Genomic DNA, 15,097 nt, shown 5'->3' on the forward strand with positions numbered 1-15,097 from the left:
ATGTCCGCAATCATCAGCGGTTCTGTAGCCTTTGATACGATCATGGTCTTTCCGGATCGGTTTCGGAACCACATCTTACCCGAGCAAGTACACATCCTGAACGTCTCCTTCCTGGTGCCGCAGCTGCGCCGCGAGTATGGCGGCTGCGCCGGCAATATCGCCTATAACCTCAAGATGCTGGGCGAAGAGCCGAAGACCCTCGCTACCGTGGGTGCCGATATCGGTAGCTACAGCGATTGGATGACCAGCCAAGGCATCGACCAAAAGTACGTCTATACGCTCAATGAGCACTATACGGCGCAGGCCTACATCACCACCGATATGGACGATAACCAGATCACGGCGTTCCACCCGGGGGCGATGGGCGATGCCCACAAGGTCGACGTGCCGACCGATGCCGGAGCACAGATCGGTGTAGTGGCGCCTAACGGCCCCGAGGGTATGGTCAAGCACGCCCGACAAATGGTCGAGGCCGGCATCCCTTATATCTTTGATCCGGGTCAGGCGATGCCGGCGTTCGATGGCGATCAGCTGCGTGAGTTCATCGACGGAGCTGCTTGGGTTGCGGTCAACGACTACGAGTCGCGCATGCTCATGGAGCGGACCAACTTGGAGCTTGAGCAGATTGCCGAGCGGGTTGAGGCGCTGATTGTCACCCGCGGTGCCGAAGGCTCGCAGATCTATACGCAGGGCAAAACCCTGCATATTCCGGCGGCCCCGATCAGCCAAGTTGCCGATCCAACGGGCTGCGGCGATGCTTTCCGCGCCGGGCTGCTCTTCGGCCTGCTGCGTGGTCTCGACTGGGAGACGACGGGGCGGATTGCCTCCTTGATGGGGGCGATCAAGGTCGAACAGAGTGGTACGCAGAATCACTCGGTAACCGGTGAGGAGATCAAGCAGCGCTATCAATCGGCCTTTGGTGCGCCGCTTGAAGTGGCGATCGGTCGTTAGCGAGTCGTAACGCCGCCCTAGCCGATCGCCCTGTGACCGTTTTTTGTGGAGGTCTCGGTCCGAGTGGCGGGCGGCGCAGATCGCGGAGCGCAGCGGTGTGGGTAAGTCGTTCGTATGGCCTCGCGGCGGGCCCCTTGATGAGGCTCACGCCGCCGCGCTCCATTTCGATGCGGCGAGCGGCTGGATGCGGCCGCTGCGGCAGGTCTTCTCGCCGAACCACAGTCAACGCCCAGCCCAGGGTGCGGTCGAGTTGCTGGTCATCCACGCCATCAGCTTGCCGCCAGGGCACCTGGATACCCTCTGGATTGATCGGCTTTTCACCAACCATCTCGACTCCACCGTTCACCCCTACTTTGTCAACGCGGCTCAGCTGCGGGTCTCCGCTCACTTCCTAATCGATCGTGCCGGCGCATTGACGCAGTATGTCTCGCTGCATCGGCAAGCGTGGCATGCAGGTCGTTCCTCGTTTCGCGGGCGTTTTGAGTGCAACGCTTTCTCTATCGGTATCGAATTGGTCGGCGACGGTTTCTTGCCGTATACAGAGGCTCAATACGCGGCGCTGATCCGCCTGATTGAAAAGCTCTACGCGATCTATCCGCTGCTCGTGCGCGAGCGCGTCGTCGGGCATCGTGACATCGCTCCGCAGCGTAAGGCCGATCCGGGACCGAGCTTCGAGTGGACGCGCCTTGATCGTGCCCTGACGCGCTAGGTCGCTTGCAGTCGTAGACTGGCGAGAGGAGGGCTGAAACGACTGGAACTGCCGATGGCCACCAGGCCTCAATCACCGTAGGGAGTGCTGGAACTGGTCTGGGTTGAAGGCCGTGAACTCGGCGATCGCCAGAACCAGGCCGACGAGCAGCACGAAGAAGATGACCATCTCGCCGGCTCCACCCGTGCGCACCGTACAGGGTGTTGAGTAGCGCCCCTTAAAGGGCCACATCAAGGGGATGCCGCCTGGTGTTACGGCATCAGCGATCAGGTGCGAGGCGTAGCCGATGAGGATCGCCAAGGCCAACCCTTCAGGGAGAGCGTAGCTGTGGCTTAATAAGCCCAGCAGCGCGCCGATCAAGATACAGAAGGCCAAGGAGTGGGTGATGCCGCGGTGGCCGAAGAAGGTTCGCAATGGTTGCGACAGAAAGAGGAAGCGACGGCCGATCCACGACCGCGGCTCATCGATATCCGGCAACAGGGCACCGAACGCGGCGAGCGCGGCCCCGCTGAGGGTGGGGGGGTAGCCGAGGAGTGCACTGATCGGAATGTAGCAGGTAACACCAAATAGGACGTGGGTGACAAAGGTCATGGACGGAGCGGGTGGGTCCAGTGGCTTGAATGAGAAGGGGTGAAGTAGAATCAACAAGTAGCGCTTATTCTAACATAGATTAAGAAAAAATGCATGGTACGCGTGAGCATGCGCTATCCTCACCTCGGCAGGTGTGCCGCCGCTTACCGGTATACTGGCCACTTGTGGAAGAGAGAGCGGGTGGCTCTACGAGGGTGTAGGGACCGTTCGACAGGGAGTCAGGAACACAGTCGACTGGTGAGGGCTGATCTGGGTGGGGGGTGGGGAAAAAAAAGGACCATTCACCATACTCGGTGAATGGTCCGGAATTTGGCCGTGGCGACTTCGACCTACAGGGCCGCGACGTCCTCGGCCTGCAGGCCTTTAGCACTACGGGTTACGCTGAACTCGGCCGCTTGCCCCTCGTCGAGTGAGCGAAAGCCGTCACCCCGGATGGCACGGAAGTGGACGAAGACGTCCTCACCACCCTCACGGCTGATGAAGCCGTAACCTTTCGCGTTATCGAACCACTTGACCGTACCTTGTTGACGCTCTGACATCTCGAACAACCTCTAATGTTTCATTTGCTAACGTGCGGCGCTCATCCCCATCTTCAGGGGCCTCATCAAGCCCGCACCGACATAGTGACACAAACCGCGACGAAAAGAACCCGGATGCGACAATTTTTTTTCTTCGCTCGATGTTGCATTGCACGATACGGGTTGCTATGATGCACCGCAACACAAAAGGATTCGTGTTCGATGAGCACAGGATCTAGCGCAACACATTCAAGTGGATATGCAGTCAGAGGAGTCGTGCCATGATGAACGAAGAGATGCTGAAGCAGATGACGAACCAGTGGGGCAACTATCTGGAGCCGGCTCGCCAGCTCAACGGCAAAGCCCTGGAGCACTGGGAGAAGATGGCCGAGTACCAGATCGATATGGCGCGCCGTTACGCCGACGTCGCGGTGGGGCAGCTGCGTGAGGCGGCGACGCTGCAAACGCCGGAGCAGGTGCAGAGCTACATGCGCAACAGCAGCGAGCTGCTGCGTGAGACCAGTGATCGTCTCGTTAAGGACGCCCGGACGTTGACCGAGATGGGCCAAGCCATGAACGAGGAGATGCAGAAGGCGGTCCGCGATCAGCTCGGCAACTTTGTCCCCTTTCGCGCACCGAACCAAAACGCCGCCTAACGGTCGGCCCTGTGCAGTGTGTCTTCCGCACTGCTCGGTGTGTAGAGGGTAGCGGCACCGGCCGCAGCGTCGGCCCCGGGGCTCTAGGCGAGCAAATGCTGCCTGAGGTCCGGGGCCGGTCGCATTTTGGCGTTGGGTGTACGCACTGACAGAGTGCTGAAGGAGAGACTATGAGCGAGCAACCTCTTGAGCATATCGAACGGACCAGTGCAACTGGGGCCGTTACCGCCAGTGTGATCTGGCTTCACGGGTTGGGAGCCGACGGCAGCGATTTCGTGCCGATTGTCGATCAACTCCCCAAGGTTCGTGAGATCGGCGTGCGCTTTATCTTTCCTCACGCCCCGGTTCAGCCGGTGACGGTCAACGGTGGTATGGCGATGCGTGCCTGGTACGACATTCTCGGACTCGGTGCCGGCATCGAAGAGGACGCTGCCGGGGTCGCGGCCGCCTATTCGCACGTGCAACGGTTGCTCGCTCACGAACAGGCGCGTGGCGTAGCGCCGGAGCGCATTGTGCTGGCCGGCTTCTCCCAGGGCGGGGCAACTGCGCTCTACAGTGCGCTACAGGAGCAACAACCGTTGGCCGGGGTGATTGCCCTCTCCGGGTGGTTGCCGCAAGCGGCACAGATCACTCCGGCGGAATCGGTCTCGTTACCAATCTTGCTCGCCCACGGTGCCCACGATCCGATTGTGCCGATCGAACTCGGACGCAGCGCCCGCAGCCGTCTTGAAGAGGCAGGCTACCCGGTCGAATGGCACGAGTACCCGATGGAGCACGCCGTCTGTATGCCAGAGATTGAGCAGGTCGACGATTGGCTTGCTCGCCGACTCACCAGTACGCATCTCGCTTGAGCCAGTTTTCACACCTCAAGCGCAGGAGCGTGCCTGGAGGAGCAAAAAAAACAGCTATTCGATGCCGAGGCGCTTGTGCAGCTGAACGCTCAGCGACCAGCGTGGGTGGCGCAGACAGTAGGTGATGGCGGCCGCGGTGTGGGAGGCGCAAGCTGAGTCATCGAGATCATCAAGAGGCTGTAAGAAGAAGTGGCGAAACGGTAAGTGCAGATAGCTCTGTGGGTCGAGCCCGGCTTGTGGGTAAACGAGCTTGAGCTCATCGCCGCTGGTCACGACTAAGTCCGTGCCGGCCTTTGGGCTGACGCAGACCCAGTCGATCCCGGGCGGGAGGGCTAGCGTGCCGTTTGTCTCAATGGCGATCGTTGCGCCGCGGGCTTGCAGCGCCTCAATGAGCGGCGGGTCGAGTTGCAGCGCTGGTTCGCCGCCGGTGCAGACGACGTAAGGGGCGCTGTCTTCTCGTGGCCAGAGTTGGGTGACTGCTGTAGCGAGCGCTTCAGCGCTGGTGTAGCGTCCTCCGCCGGGGGCGTTACGGGAGATAAAATCGGTATCACAGAAGCGGCACTGCGCGCTGGTGCGATCGGCCTCACGGCCGCTCCATAGGTTACAGCCGCTAAAGCGCAGAAAGAGCGCCGGTCGGCCGCTCCAGGCGCCCTCACCTTGCAGCGAGTAAAAAAGGCTGTGTACGGCGTACATGGATATCGTTCAGCCGCGCGCGTCCTCTGCCTCATCCAGGGCGACGATCACACCGCGCTGCTCATCCTCGTGGATATCGACACGATAGAGCGCTGGGATCGACTCCTGCCCCCGCTTCAGTAGCCACTGCCCGAGCTCGGCAAGATCCCCGCGCTGCAGTCCTGCAATCTCATCCAATCGCCGGTGATCAAGCGCTTCACGCAGGGGCGCAAAGGCAGCCTTGACCTCCCCGTAATCAACGGTCCAGCCCAGATCGGGGTCGAGTGGTGCACGCAGATAGAGTCGCAGTCGGTAGCCGTGGCCGTGCACCTCACGGGCAGCACCCGCCGGCGTTGCCGCCTCAAATCGTTGTGCCTTCCAGATCGTATGGGTCGTGCCGTCGAAGGCGCAGCCGGAGTGTTCGCTCTCTTGGACCTGGATCCGCCAAAGGCCGGGAGAGTGCCGACGCAGTCGCAGCCAGATCCACTCGGCTAGGCGCTCGCTGGTCGGATTGACGAGGATGTCGTTGAGACAACCGCGATGAAGCTGCGCTTGAATGGGAGCCCAGAGTCTTGCCAAATCCTCGGCCTGTTCATCCCCGCCCGCCTCAAGTACGACGCGATAGCTGTGACCGTGCATGCGACCACAGGGGTGGTCAGCTGGGACATTCGGTAGCCTATGGGCGGCCTCGAAACGGAAGTGGTGCCATCTCCAGTGAGGCGTAGCGTTGCTGTGGCTGCGCACAGCGCCGCGCTCTGGGGCACTGCGCAGCTCGACCCGTGCTGGCTGAGTGCCGAGTTGCTGTAAGCGTGCCATAAGGTGTGTGGCGAGGGTAGCGTCGTCGATGGCCTCACACTGTTCGTTGAGCAGACTGTAATCGAGCGGGGCGATGACCTCGCGGCATCGCTGCAGCCACATCTCTGGATCGGTCGGAGGCGACAGCGGATCGCTGCGCACGTTCAGGCGAAACGAGTGGCCGTGCCACCCGCGCTCATCACGTCGGGCGGCTTCAAAAGGCAGGCTAGCGGTGTACTGTAGTCTCGTCATCGATCACTTTTAGTTTTGACTCGGGTCTTGCTCGGCTTGTGGGATGTCGATCCAGAAGACCGAGCCAACCCCCTCTTCACTAGAGAAGCTGATCTGCCCCCCCATCTGCTCGACCAACCGGCGTGCCGCCACCAACCCGATGCCGGTGCCCTCAATGCCCGAGGTCTCCCGCCCGAGGCGACTGAAGGGGTGGAACAGTTCGCGTTGACGGGGCACTGGAATACCGATGCCGGAGTCACTGACCGAGACGCGCACCCAGACCCCGCCGATTGAGCGCGCCTCAAGCTGTACCCAGCCGCCGCGGCGATTGTACTTGACTGCGTTGGTGATCAAGTTCAGTACCGCCTGCAGGATACGCGAGCGATCTGCACAAACGGTGAGCTGAACGGCAGCGCTCTCATCGCTCTCAAGCGTCACCGTCACACCGTGTGCCGCGGCTAGACCGCGCACGAGCTCGGCGCCCTCCTCAAGCAGCGGCACAATCGAAAAACGCTGTTCGGTCAGTTCGATGCGGCCCGACTCAATCCGTGCCAAGCCGAGCAGCTCATCGATCAATTCGAGCAGGTTGCGCCCCCCTTTGAGGATCTGCTCGACGTATTGTACCTGTGTGGTCGATGCCCCTGCCGCGACCTCCTGTTCGAGCACTTGTGCAAAGCCCAATACAGCGTTCAAAGGGGTACGCAGCTCGTGGCTGATTCCGGCCAAAAACTCCGATTTGGCGCGATTGGCCCGTGCAGCCTCCTCCTTCGCTTGTTTGAGCTCGGCATTGAGGCGGGCCAACTCAAGGGTGGCGCGTTGTGAGCGTTCACGCTCTTGACGCAGCAGCAACCTGATGCGGTGCTGCTCAAGCTCGTCAACGACGATGGCGGCGAGCTGCTGCAGCGTATCGAGTGTACCACTGGTGGGTATTCGTGGGGCGCGATCAGCGATACAGAGTGTACCGAGACAGTGACCAGCCGGGGTCAGCAGCGGCGCACCAGCGTAGAATCGCAAGTGTGGAGTCTGGGTGACGAGCGGGCTGTCGGCAAAGCGCGGATCGGCGCTGGCATCGCTGATGACCAAAGGTTCAGCGCTACCGACGACGTGGGCACAGAACGAGATCTCGCGCGGGGTCTCGTGCAGCTCTAGGCCGCAAGTCGACTTAAACCATTGGCGATGGCGATCGACCAAGGCGACGTAGGCGATCGGCACACCGAGCAGCTGACAACAAAGACGGGTGATCCGATCGAAGGCCTCCTCGGGTTCGGTATCGAGGACGTGGTAGGCGTACAGGGCCGCAAGGCGCTCTTCTTCGTCGTGCGGGATGGGGGGGGAGTGTGTGTGTACGTGGTGGGTCATCTTCGCTCGCTGCCCTGGTCAGGCGGTGTGGAGGGGGCATGACGGGCGTTGGGGGGAGGCGCCGAATCGGGTTGTGAGGAAGCAGTCGTTTGCAGTGTATCCCTACGATCATCGAGCCAGGCTCGTAGACCGAGGAGGGCAGCGCCGGCCGGATCGTCGATCAGATGGATAGGGATCGGGTCGAGGTAGGCGCGGAATCGGCCCTTGCTGATGAACCGTTCACGACATCGCGAGCAGGCGACAGCGGCAGCGCCTAGTTGCGCTAGGATCCCCCCCGCGAAGTAGAGACCGCCGGTTGCGCCGAGGGTCAACGCCAGGTTGCCAGCCGTGGTGCCCAAAAAGCGCATGAAGAGATCGAGCGTCTGCCGAGCGGGTGGCTCTTCACGTTGGGCGGCTGCAGTAATGGCCTCGGGCGGTAGTGTGACGCCGTGGAGCTGCCGGTGCAGACGGGCAAGACCGCTGCCGCAGAGGAGATCTTCGGCGGAGACGTGCCCCTGCTCGGCACGTAGGGCAGCCAGCAACGCGGTCTCCTCGTCGTCGGCAGCAGCAAGGGTGACGTGGCCGCCCTCGCCGCTGATCACCCCCCAGCCCCATGGGGTCGGCAGCGCCCCGGCAACGCCGAGACCGGTACCGGGACCGAGAACAGCCAGCGCGCCTGCCGAATCGCTCTGGCCCTGAAAGATCGGGGTCGTTGCCGTCGCTGGTAATTCTGGCAGGGCGCGCGCCAGCGCTTGATAGTCATTGACCAGCACCGCACGGTGTGCGCCGGTGGCTTGAGCCAGCGTCGAGGCGCTGAGCTCCCAGTCGATATTCGTCAGTTGAACGTGTTGATCGCGAATAGGACCGGCTACGGCAGCAGCGACGATCAAGCGCTTACCGCTCACGACGGCGGTGGCATCCGCCTCCGCTAAACGCGCCGCTAGCGCGGCGGTCGGCGAGGTCAGTTCTGCGTTGCGGTAGCGGCGCACGCCGTAGGGCGGCTGACCCGGGGTGGCGAGCGCGACCCGCGTGTGGGTGCCACCAATATCGGCTAACAGGTAGCCACTCACAGGGCCCCCGCGACGCGAGCTCGGTGCGCATCGTGAAGCGCATCCACAAAATCGGTCCGCCAGCGATGGATGTCGTTGCGCCGTAAGCTCGCCATCATGGCTTGCCAGCGTTCGTGACGCTCGGCTAGCGGCATGGTCAGTGCGCGGTGCAGACCGTCGACCACATCGTCGACGTTATACGGGTTGACCAGCAGCGCGCTGTCGAGCTCCTGGGCGGCACCGGCGTGGAGTGAGAGCACCAGGGCTCCCGGATTCTCCGGGTTTTGCGCGGCGACGAACTCCTTGGCAACCAGGTTCATGCCGTCGCGCATCGGCGTGACCAAGCCGACGTGTGAACGGGCTAGGAAGCCCAAGACGTTGGTCCGGTGGAAGCCGCGGTTGAGATAGCGCAGCGGCACCCAGTCGTACTCGGCAAACCGTCCATTGATATGGCCGGCCATGTACTCAAGGTGCTGCCGGATCTCCTCATATTCGGGGACATCACCACGGGAGACCGGAGCGATCTGGAGAAAGACGATATCGGAGCGGTGCTCAGAGTGCTGCTCAAGCAGGCTCTCGTAGGCCTCGAAACGGTTGCGCAGCCCCTTGCTGTAGTCGAGCCGATCGACGCCGATAATCAGGCGGCGATCACGTAGGCTCTGCTCGAGTCGCCGGCCCTGCTGAGAGTTAAAGCCGCGCCGCGCCGCATTCGCGACCTGATCGACATCGATACCGATAGGGAAGACCTCGGCACGCGGCAAGGGAGTGGGCTGTGGGTCGAGATGGCGCAGACAGTCGAGAAAGTTGTCCCGATCAATGGTCGTCTGGAAGCCGATCAAGTCGTATCGGCACAGGGCGCGCAGGAAACGGGAGTGATCGGGTAGGGCACGGATGATATCCCACGGTGGGAAGGGCGTATGCAGGAAAAACCCGATCGGGGCGGTGACGCCTTGCTCACGCAGCAGTTCGCCGCAAGGGATGAAGTGGTAGTCGTGAACCCAGATGATCTCGTCACCGTCGAGCAGCGATGGCAGGTGCTCGGCAAAGAGTCGATTGACCTCCCAGTATCCCTCCAGAAGGGGGTTGCGGCAGTGTACGAACGACATCCGATAGTGAAACAGCGGCCACAGTACCCGGTTGGCAAAGCCGAGGTAGTAGCGATCGTACTCTGTTCGACTCAGTCGCAGGGTGGCGTAGCGAACGCTGTTGTGGGTTTGCACGCGCGGCGCGCGCGGACCCGTGATGCGCTCATCGACACCGCCGTCCCAGCCGTACCAGATGCCGCCAGATTCCTCCAAGGCGGCCCGCAGCCCGACCGCAAGCCCACCTTGGGCGGCCTGCAATTGGCTCGGCAGCGCCACGCGGTTGGAGATCGTAACCAGCCTGCTCACAGTCCGCCCTCCCAGCTACGGCTCAAGCGCATCGCCGAATTGATCAGTCCGACCATACTGTAGGTTTGAGGGAAATTCCCCCACAGCTCACCAGTATGGGGATCGATGTCCTCAGAGAGCAAGCCGACGTGGTTGCGGCACTCGAGGAGTCGCTCGAAGAGCCGCCGTGCCTCATCCTCGCGGCCAACCGCGGCTAGGGCGTCGATGTACCAGAAGGTGCAGGTGAGAAAGGCCGTATGCGGTTTGCCAAAATCGTCTTCGTGGACGTAACGAAAGAGGAAGTCGCCCTGACGCAGCTCTTGTTCGACAGCGCGTACCGTGCTCGCCAAGCGCGGATCGTCGGGACGCAAAAACCCCCACTCGTAGAGCAACATAAGACTGGCATCGACGGATTCACCGCGGAAGCTTGCAACGTAAGTTTGGCGCTCCTCGTTCCAAGCCTCGCGCTTGATGACGGCGGCCATTTCATGGGCGCGTTGCCGCCAATACTCGGCCCGTTCAGCGAAGCCGAGTTTGCTGGCAATGGCGGCCAAGACCCGTGCTGCCGCCCAGCAGATCGCCGCTGAGAAGGTGTGGACCTTGGCAAAGCCACGAAACTCCCAAGGACCGGCATCGGGTTCGCGGTAGATGGCAACGGCCCGTTCGCCGAGCTCTTCGAGGCGTCGGAAGACCGATTCATCGCCGCGCCGGCGCAGGCGCTCATCGAAGAAGAGATGAGCGGTGGCAAGGATCGCCGAGCCGTAGACATCGTTTTGTTGCTGTTCGTAGGCCTGATTACCGATCCGCACTGGACCCATTTGGCGGTACCCGGGAAGCCCGGCAGCGATGGTCTCATGGAGGTCGGCGCGGCCATTGATGCGGTAGACTGGACGCAGTCCGCTCTCGCCGTTGGTGGCGATCAGGTTGATGATGTAACGGACGTAGTTCTCCATCGTGCGCGTCGCCCCGAGACGGTTCAACGCGTTGATCACGAAGTAGGCGTCGCGCAGCCAGCAGTAGCGGTAGTCCCAGTTGCGGCCGCTATCTGGGGCCTCGGGAATGGAGGTCGTCGCAGCAGCGATGACCGCACCGGTGTCTTCGTAGGTGTTGAGCTTCAGGGTGATGGCGGCCCGAATGACCGCCTCCTGCCATTCGAACGGGATTGCGAGACTGCGCACCCACTCCTGCCAGTAGGTGCAAGTGTGTTCGTAAAACTGCGCGCCGGTTTCAGCCGGTGCATTTTGTAGTGTCTCATCGGGACCGAAGATCAGATTGAGTTCATCTTCTAGGATGAAGGAGGTCTCATCGACGATGGCGGTCACCGAGGCGTCGGTCGTCAGCCGCAGCACCTGCGCCGGTCCGATGTAGCGTAGATGGTTGCTGCCTTGCGTTAGGCGGGGAGGGGTGCGACCGTGATCGAAGACGGGGCGGACCACAATGCGCATCAGCGGCGAGCCGGCGAGTCGACGTACGCGGCGAATCAGCATCATCGGGCGGAAAGTCCGACCGAACTGCTCGAAGCGCGGTGCGAAGTCGGTCACTTCGATGGCCCCGCCGTCGGCATCGAAGAGTCGGGTGACGACGATCGCGGTGTTGCGAACGTAGTGCTGTTCGCTGCGCGCTAAGCGGTCGAGTTCGATGGCAAAACGCCCGTGCCCCTCGCCGGCGGCCGGTGAACCGAGCAGTGAGCAGAAGACTGGTTCGCCATCAAAGCGTGGCAGACAGGCCCAGGTCACCTCTGCTTGGCGGCTGATCAGTGCGGCGTACCCGCAATTGCCAACAAGCGCTTGGTCGAGAGTGCTCACACGGTCTCCCCCCGATGCTGTTGAGCTTCACGCATCCATTTCACGCACGGTCGATCATGCGACAGCCTCCCTGCCGGAATCAACCGCCGCTTGACAACAGCGCGCCCTCCATGACTTTACCCGGTGGAGGCCGTATAATCACCAGCGCAATGCCCTCAAGGTAGGGTGCGCGCCGCGGGGGCTGCGGTAGACCATGCCAGCGCTCGTGCGAGCGCCGACCGACCGCCGATGAGGGGTGTATCGCCCGAGGAGAGCTCAATGCGAATCAACGAGCCGGTCACACAGCGACAGGTCACGGTGTGGGAAGGGGCTAACATCCTTTCGACCACCGATGCGAAGGGCAAGATCCGCTATATCAATGACGATTTTGTCAAGATCAGCGGCTATCGGCCGGATGAGTTGATCGGCCAGCCCCATAACGTGATTCGCCACCCTGATATGCCGCGGGTCGTCTTCGCGCAGATGTGGCGACAGTTGCGTGCTGGTCGTTCGTGGATGGGGCTCGTTAAGAACCGTTGCAAGAATGGCGACCACTATTGGGTTCATGCCTATGCAACCCCGATCTTAGATGAGCGCGGTCAGCTGGTTGAGATCCAGTCGGTGCGTCAGCGGGTGCTCGATGAGGCCGCCATTGAGCGGGCGAGCAAGCTCTATGCGCAGCTGCGGGCGGCTGAGCCCGACCAGGGTGAGCCCCCGGAGCAGTTGGCGCAAACGATCGGGCGGCGGCGCTTTCGTGCTCGGTCCTTGGCATTGGCCGGGGCGGTCGTTGGGGCGGTGATGATCGGTGCGGCGCTGCTTGTGCCATTCCCGGACAGCATACAGTGGGCCTTGGGTGGCGGCGGGGTGGTGCTCTATCTAGCCACATTGCTGCCGGCGCTCGGCTACCTCCAGCATGCCGAGCGTCAGGCGCGTGAGTTGTTGGACGATCCGCTGGCCGAGGAGATCTTCTTCGGGGCGCGCAATGACGGCACGGCCATTGACCTGAGCCGGCTCTTTCTGAGCACCGAGATCGAGGCGGTGGCTAAGCGTCTCGGCGACGATTCGCGCCGGTTGGCGCGCAGCGCTGCAAATGTCACCGGGGCGATGCAGACGGTGCGCGATGAGGCGCAGCGGCAAAGCGATGAGACGAGGAGTGTTGCTACGGCCATGGAGGAGATGAGTTCGACGGTCGATGAGGTCGCGCGCAACGCCGCTGCTGCTGCCGATGCGACGCAGCACGCGCGGCAGCAGGTCGATCGCGGGCGGGGCACGGTCGAACAGAGCACCGACGCCGTGCGTACCTTGGTCAGCGAGATCGAAAATGCAGCGCAGATCATCGATCGGGTCGATAGTGAGGCCGAGCGCATCGGCAAGGCCTCGGCGCTGATCGGGAAGATCACCAAGCAGACGCACTTGCTTGCGCTCAACGCCTCGGTCGAGTCGGCCCGCGCCGGCGAAGCCGGGCGCAGTTTTACGGTCGTCGCTGAGGAGGTACGGAAATTGGCCGGTCAAACCTCGCAGTCGACCCAGGAGATCGGGAGTATTATCGAGTCGCTGCAGCAGGGCTCAACCCAGGCGGTTAAGGCGATGCGCGAAAGTTCCCAGCGCGCCGAGCAGACCCTTGAGTACGCGAGCGAATCGAATGCCGCCTTACAGGAGATCTATGCGGCCGTTAACGAGATTCGCGATATGACGGGGCAGATTGCTACGGCGACGGAAGAGCAGAGCGCGACTGCGAACGAGATTGCTCGCAGTGTCTCGAATATCGAGGAAGTCTCAGGCCGGGTGACCGAGGAGTCGCACAATACCGACGAACGGCTGCGCGAGGTGACCGATCGAATCACGGGAATGACGGCACTGACCGACCGCTTCGGGAAGCGCCGAGGCACTGTGGCAGTGCGCCAGCGGTGATGCGGGCGGGGGTGGCCGATCGACGCCGAACCGCCTCTCTTACGGGGAGATCGCATTTGGGTGACGACCATCTTACTGCATGTTGTTCGCACCAGAAGGCCCCGTGTGGCTCAAGCAAGCCAGAATCCAGAACACAGCTCGGCAGAGCGTGGCCATGAAACCAGCTACAGCCCGGGATCTAGCCCGGAATCTAGCCCAGAACAGCTCAAAATAGCCTTTTGCCGTAATCGCAATGTCCTATAGCCCGCAATGCGCCAGTACCACCGTTCTACCCGTTGACCGCTCCGCTGGAGAGGCCGGCAGGCAGCCGCTGTCGTGGGAGTGCGTCGTTCATCGCTTGCTTGAGCAAGTTCGTGAGTGGGAGTTGGCTCCCGGCGAGCTGCAACGCTTAGTCGTGCCGGTTGCTGAGGCCGATCCGGTTGCTTGGTTACACGTCAACCCGTGGGCTGAGCGCAGCTATTGGAGCGATCGCGATCAGCGGCTGGAGATTGGCGGTATCGGTCAGGCGGTCTGTTTGAGTGCATCGACGAGTGCTGAGTACCCGCAGCTACTGGAGCGGGCTCATGCCCTAGCGAGCGCTGCTGATGCCGGGTTGCTGTGTGCGTTTGCCTTTGATGAGGCACCCGGACGTGATCATTGGCACGGCTTCCCCGCCGCTGTGGCGCTGCTGCCGGCGATTGAATTGCGCCGCGAGCACCGACAACTCCAGCTGGCCGTCAACCTCTACGCCGAGAGTGCGGCGGAGTTTGTGCGCCATAAGACTCGGCTCATCGAGCTGTTGGGTCGGCTGCAGGCTCCACCAGCCTGTATTAGCGCTGAGCAGAGCGCCGGAGTACAAGTGTTGCTGCGCCGGGATGAGCTCGACTACGCCGCGTGCAAGGCCCATATCCTCGCAATTCTTGATGAGATTGAGGCTGGCGGAATCCATAAGGCGGTGCTCGCCCGGCAGGTAGAGTTGCAGTTGGCTGAGGAGCTTCCCGCCTTCGCAACGCTAGCGCGCTGGCAGCGAATCAGCCCGGGCAGCTTCTCCTTTGCCATCGAATACGCCGGACGGCTCTTTATGGGCTGTTCCCCAGAGCGACTCTTCCGCCGTGAAGGGCAAGAGGTGTTGACCGAATCGCTCGCGGGCACGGTCCGCCGCGGTGATACGCTCGAAGAGGATCGCAGTCTGGAGGCGGCGCTGCGCAACGACGCGAAGTTGGTCCGCGAACACGACTGGGTTACCCGCTACATCGAAGGTGAACTCACCCCCTGGGTGACGCGCACCGAGGCGCCGGCACAGGCCGGTGTGCTCAAGCTCGATCGAATTCAGCACCGCCACTTGCCGATCCGCGCCACCCTGAAAGAGGGAGTGGGCGATTTGGAGTTGCTGCAAGCGCTCCATCCGACCCCTGCGGTCTGCGGCTTCCCACGGCGCGAGGCACACGAGCTGATCGCACGCCACGAGCGGGTTCAGCGCGGTTGGTACAGCGGTGCTATCGGCGTCATTGCCCCGCGTGTCTCCGAGCTGGCGGTGGCTATTCGCTCGGTCTTGGTCGCCGGCGATCGGGCGTGGTGCTACTCCGGGGTCGGTATTGTCGAGGGCTCCGATCCGGAGGTCGAGTGGCAGGAACTGGAAGCGAAGATCGAGTCGTTCCTGGCCGCGGTCAAGGGCTAAGGGCTAAGAATTGG

General features: G+C 62.3%; 14 protein-coding genes. 6 read left to right on the forward strand and 8 right to left on the reverse strand.

What is annotated here, in order from left to right; genetic code table 11:
- Together CKO15_RS00260 and ampD are read left to right on the forward strand one after the other, a co-directional pair.
- Complete coding sequence (locus tag CKO15_RS00260) at positions 1–951, forward strand: carbohydrate kinase family protein (RefSeq protein ID WP_200191317.1); 951 nt, start codon at positions 1–3, stop codon at positions 949–951.
- A 97-nt stretch (positions 952–1,048) separates the two neighbouring features.
- Positions 1,049–1,660 (forward strand): 1,6-anhydro-N-acetylmuramyl-L-alanine amidase AmpD, encoded by a 612-nt coding sequence (ampD, locus tag CKO15_RS00265; protein ID WP_338035958.1) that lies wholly within the window; start codon positions 1,049–1,051, stop codon positions 1,658–1,660.
- 72 nt (positions 1,661–1,732) lie between these two features.
- On the opposite strand, the gene CKO15_RS00270 is transcribed toward ampD, so the two are convergent.
- Positions 1,733–2,251 (reverse strand): metal-dependent hydrolase, encoded by a 519-nt coding sequence (locus CKO15_RS00270; RefSeq protein ID WP_200191319.1) that lies wholly within the window; start codon positions 2,249–2,251, stop codon positions 1,733–1,735.
- Positions 2,252–2,580: 329 nt separating this feature from the next.
- Positions 2,581–2,790 (reverse strand): cold-shock protein, encoded by a 210-nt coding sequence (locus tag CKO15_RS00275; protein ID WP_200191321.1) that lies wholly within the window; start codon positions 2,788–2,790, stop codon positions 2,581–2,583.
- A 260-nt stretch (positions 2,791–3,050) separates the two neighbouring features.
- On the opposite strand from CKO15_RS00275, the gene CKO15_RS00280 reads away from it, so the two are divergent.
- A complete protein-coding gene (locus CKO15_RS00280; protein WP_200191322.1) occupies positions 3,051–3,425 on the forward strand; it encodes a phasin family protein in 375 nt (124 codons plus the stop codon).
- Positions 3,426–3,595: 170 nt separating this feature from the next.
- The gene (locus tag CKO15_RS00285) at positions 3,596–4,276 is read left to right on the forward strand and encodes an alpha/beta hydrolase (protein ID WP_200191324.1); all 681 of its coding nucleotides are present in this window, start codon (positions 3,596–3,598) and stop codon (positions 4,274–4,276) included.
- Positions 4,277–4,330: 54 nt separating this feature from the next.
- On the opposite strand, the gene queE is transcribed toward CKO15_RS00285, so the two are convergent.
- The 6 genes from queE to CKO15_RS00315 are packed head-to-tail and all read right to left on the reverse strand — an operon-like array spanning position 4,331 to position 11,536.
- Positions 4,331–4,969: a 7-carboxy-7-deazaguanine synthase gene (gene queE / locus CKO15_RS00290; protein ID WP_200191326.1), complete on the reverse strand. Its 639-nt coding sequence runs from the start codon at positions 4,967–4,969 to the stop codon at positions 4,331–4,333.
- Positions 4,970–4,978: 9 nt separating this feature from the next.
- A complete protein-coding gene (locus tag CKO15_RS00295) occupies positions 4,979–5,995 on the reverse strand; it encodes a 6-carboxytetrahydropterin synthase (RefSeq protein ID WP_200191328.1) in 1,017 nt (338 codons plus the stop codon).
- 9 nt (positions 5,996–6,004) lie between these two features.
- The gene (locus CKO15_RS00300; protein ID WP_200191330.1) at positions 6,005–7,333 is read right to left on the reverse strand and encodes a GAF domain-containing sensor histidine kinase; all 1,329 of its coding nucleotides are present in this window, start codon (positions 7,331–7,333) and stop codon (positions 6,005–6,007) included.
- Complete coding sequence (locus tag CKO15_RS00305) at positions 7,330–8,382, reverse strand: ROK family protein (RefSeq protein WP_200191332.1); 1,053 nt, start codon at positions 8,380–8,382, stop codon at positions 7,330–7,332. The genes CKO15_RS00300 and CKO15_RS00305 overlap by 4 nt, the downstream gene beginning before the upstream one ends.
- On the reverse strand, positions 8,379–9,752 hold the full coding sequence (locus tag CKO15_RS00310; RefSeq protein WP_200191334.1) for a trehalose-6-phosphate synthase: 1,374 nt from the start codon (positions 9,750–9,752) through the stop codon (positions 8,379–8,381). The genes CKO15_RS00305 and CKO15_RS00310 overlap by 4 nt, the downstream gene beginning before the upstream one ends.
- Complete coding sequence (locus CKO15_RS00315) at positions 9,749–11,536, reverse strand: glycoside hydrolase family 15 protein (protein ID WP_200191336.1); 1,788 nt, start codon at positions 11,534–11,536, stop codon at positions 9,749–9,751. Before CKO15_RS00315 ends, CKO15_RS00310 begins: the two co-directional genes overlap by 4 nt.
- A 258-nt stretch (positions 11,537–11,794) precedes the next feature.
- Between CKO15_RS00315 and CKO15_RS00320 the strand changes: the two genes are divergently transcribed.
- Both CKO15_RS00320 and CKO15_RS00325 read left to right on the forward strand, forming a co-directional pair.
- On the forward strand, positions 11,795–13,426 hold the full coding sequence (locus CKO15_RS00320) for a methyl-accepting chemotaxis protein (RefSeq protein ID WP_200191338.1): 1,632 nt from the start codon (positions 11,795–11,797) through the stop codon (positions 13,424–13,426).
- 337 nt (positions 13,427–13,763) lie between these two features.
- Positions 13,764–15,083 carry an isochorismate synthase gene (locus tag CKO15_RS00325; RefSeq protein ID WP_200191340.1) on the forward strand — a complete coding sequence of 440 codons (1,320 nt, stop codon included), beginning with the start codon at positions 13,764–13,766 and terminating at the stop codon, positions 15,081–15,083.
- The last annotated feature ends 14 nt before the right edge of the window (positions 15,084–15,097 follow it).

This window comes from Halorhodospira abdelmalekii, from assembly GCF_016583625.1.
Taxonomy (GTDB): domain Bacteria; phylum Pseudomonadota; class Gammaproteobacteria; order Nitrococcales; family Halorhodospiraceae; genus Halorhodospira; species Halorhodospira abdelmalekii.

What these genes read in the sequence shown, in the direction of transcription:
- CKO15_RS00275 (WP_200191321.1), bottom strand. Translation starts at nt 2,790, where the DNA reads ATGTCAGAGCGTCAACAAGGTACGGTCAAGTGGTTCGATAACGCGAAA.
- CKO15_RS00300 (WP_200191330.1), bottom strand. Translation starts at nt 7,333, where the DNA reads ATGACCCACCACGTACACACACACTCCCCCCCCATCCCGCACGACGAA.
- CKO15_RS00285 (WP_200191324.1), top strand. Translation starts at nt 3,596, where the DNA reads ATGAGCGAGCAACCTCTTGAGCATATCGAACGGACCAGTGCAACTGGG.
- queE (WP_200191326.1), bottom strand. Translation starts at nt 4,969, where the DNA reads ATGTACGCCGTACACAGCCTTTTTTACTCGCTGCAAGGTGAGGGCGCC.
- CKO15_RS00295 (WP_200191328.1), bottom strand. Translation starts at nt 5,995, where the DNA reads ATGACGAGACTACAGTACACCGCTAGCCTGCCTTTTGAAGCCGCCCGA.
- CKO15_RS00270 (WP_200191319.1), bottom strand. Translation starts at nt 2,251, where the DNA reads ATGACCTTTGTCACCCACGTCCTATTTGGTGTTACCTGCTACATTCCG.
- CKO15_RS00260 (WP_200191317.1), top strand. Translation starts at nt 1, where the DNA reads ATGTCCGCAATCATCAGCGGTTCTGTAGCCTTTGATACGATCATGGTC.
- CKO15_RS00320 (WP_200191338.1), top strand. Translation starts at nt 11,795, where the DNA reads ATGCGAATCAACGAGCCGGTCACACAGCGACAGGTCACGGTGTGGGAA.
- CKO15_RS00280 (WP_200191322.1), top strand. Translation starts at nt 3,051, where the DNA reads ATGATGAACGAAGAGATGCTGAAGCAGATGACGAACCAGTGGGGCAAC.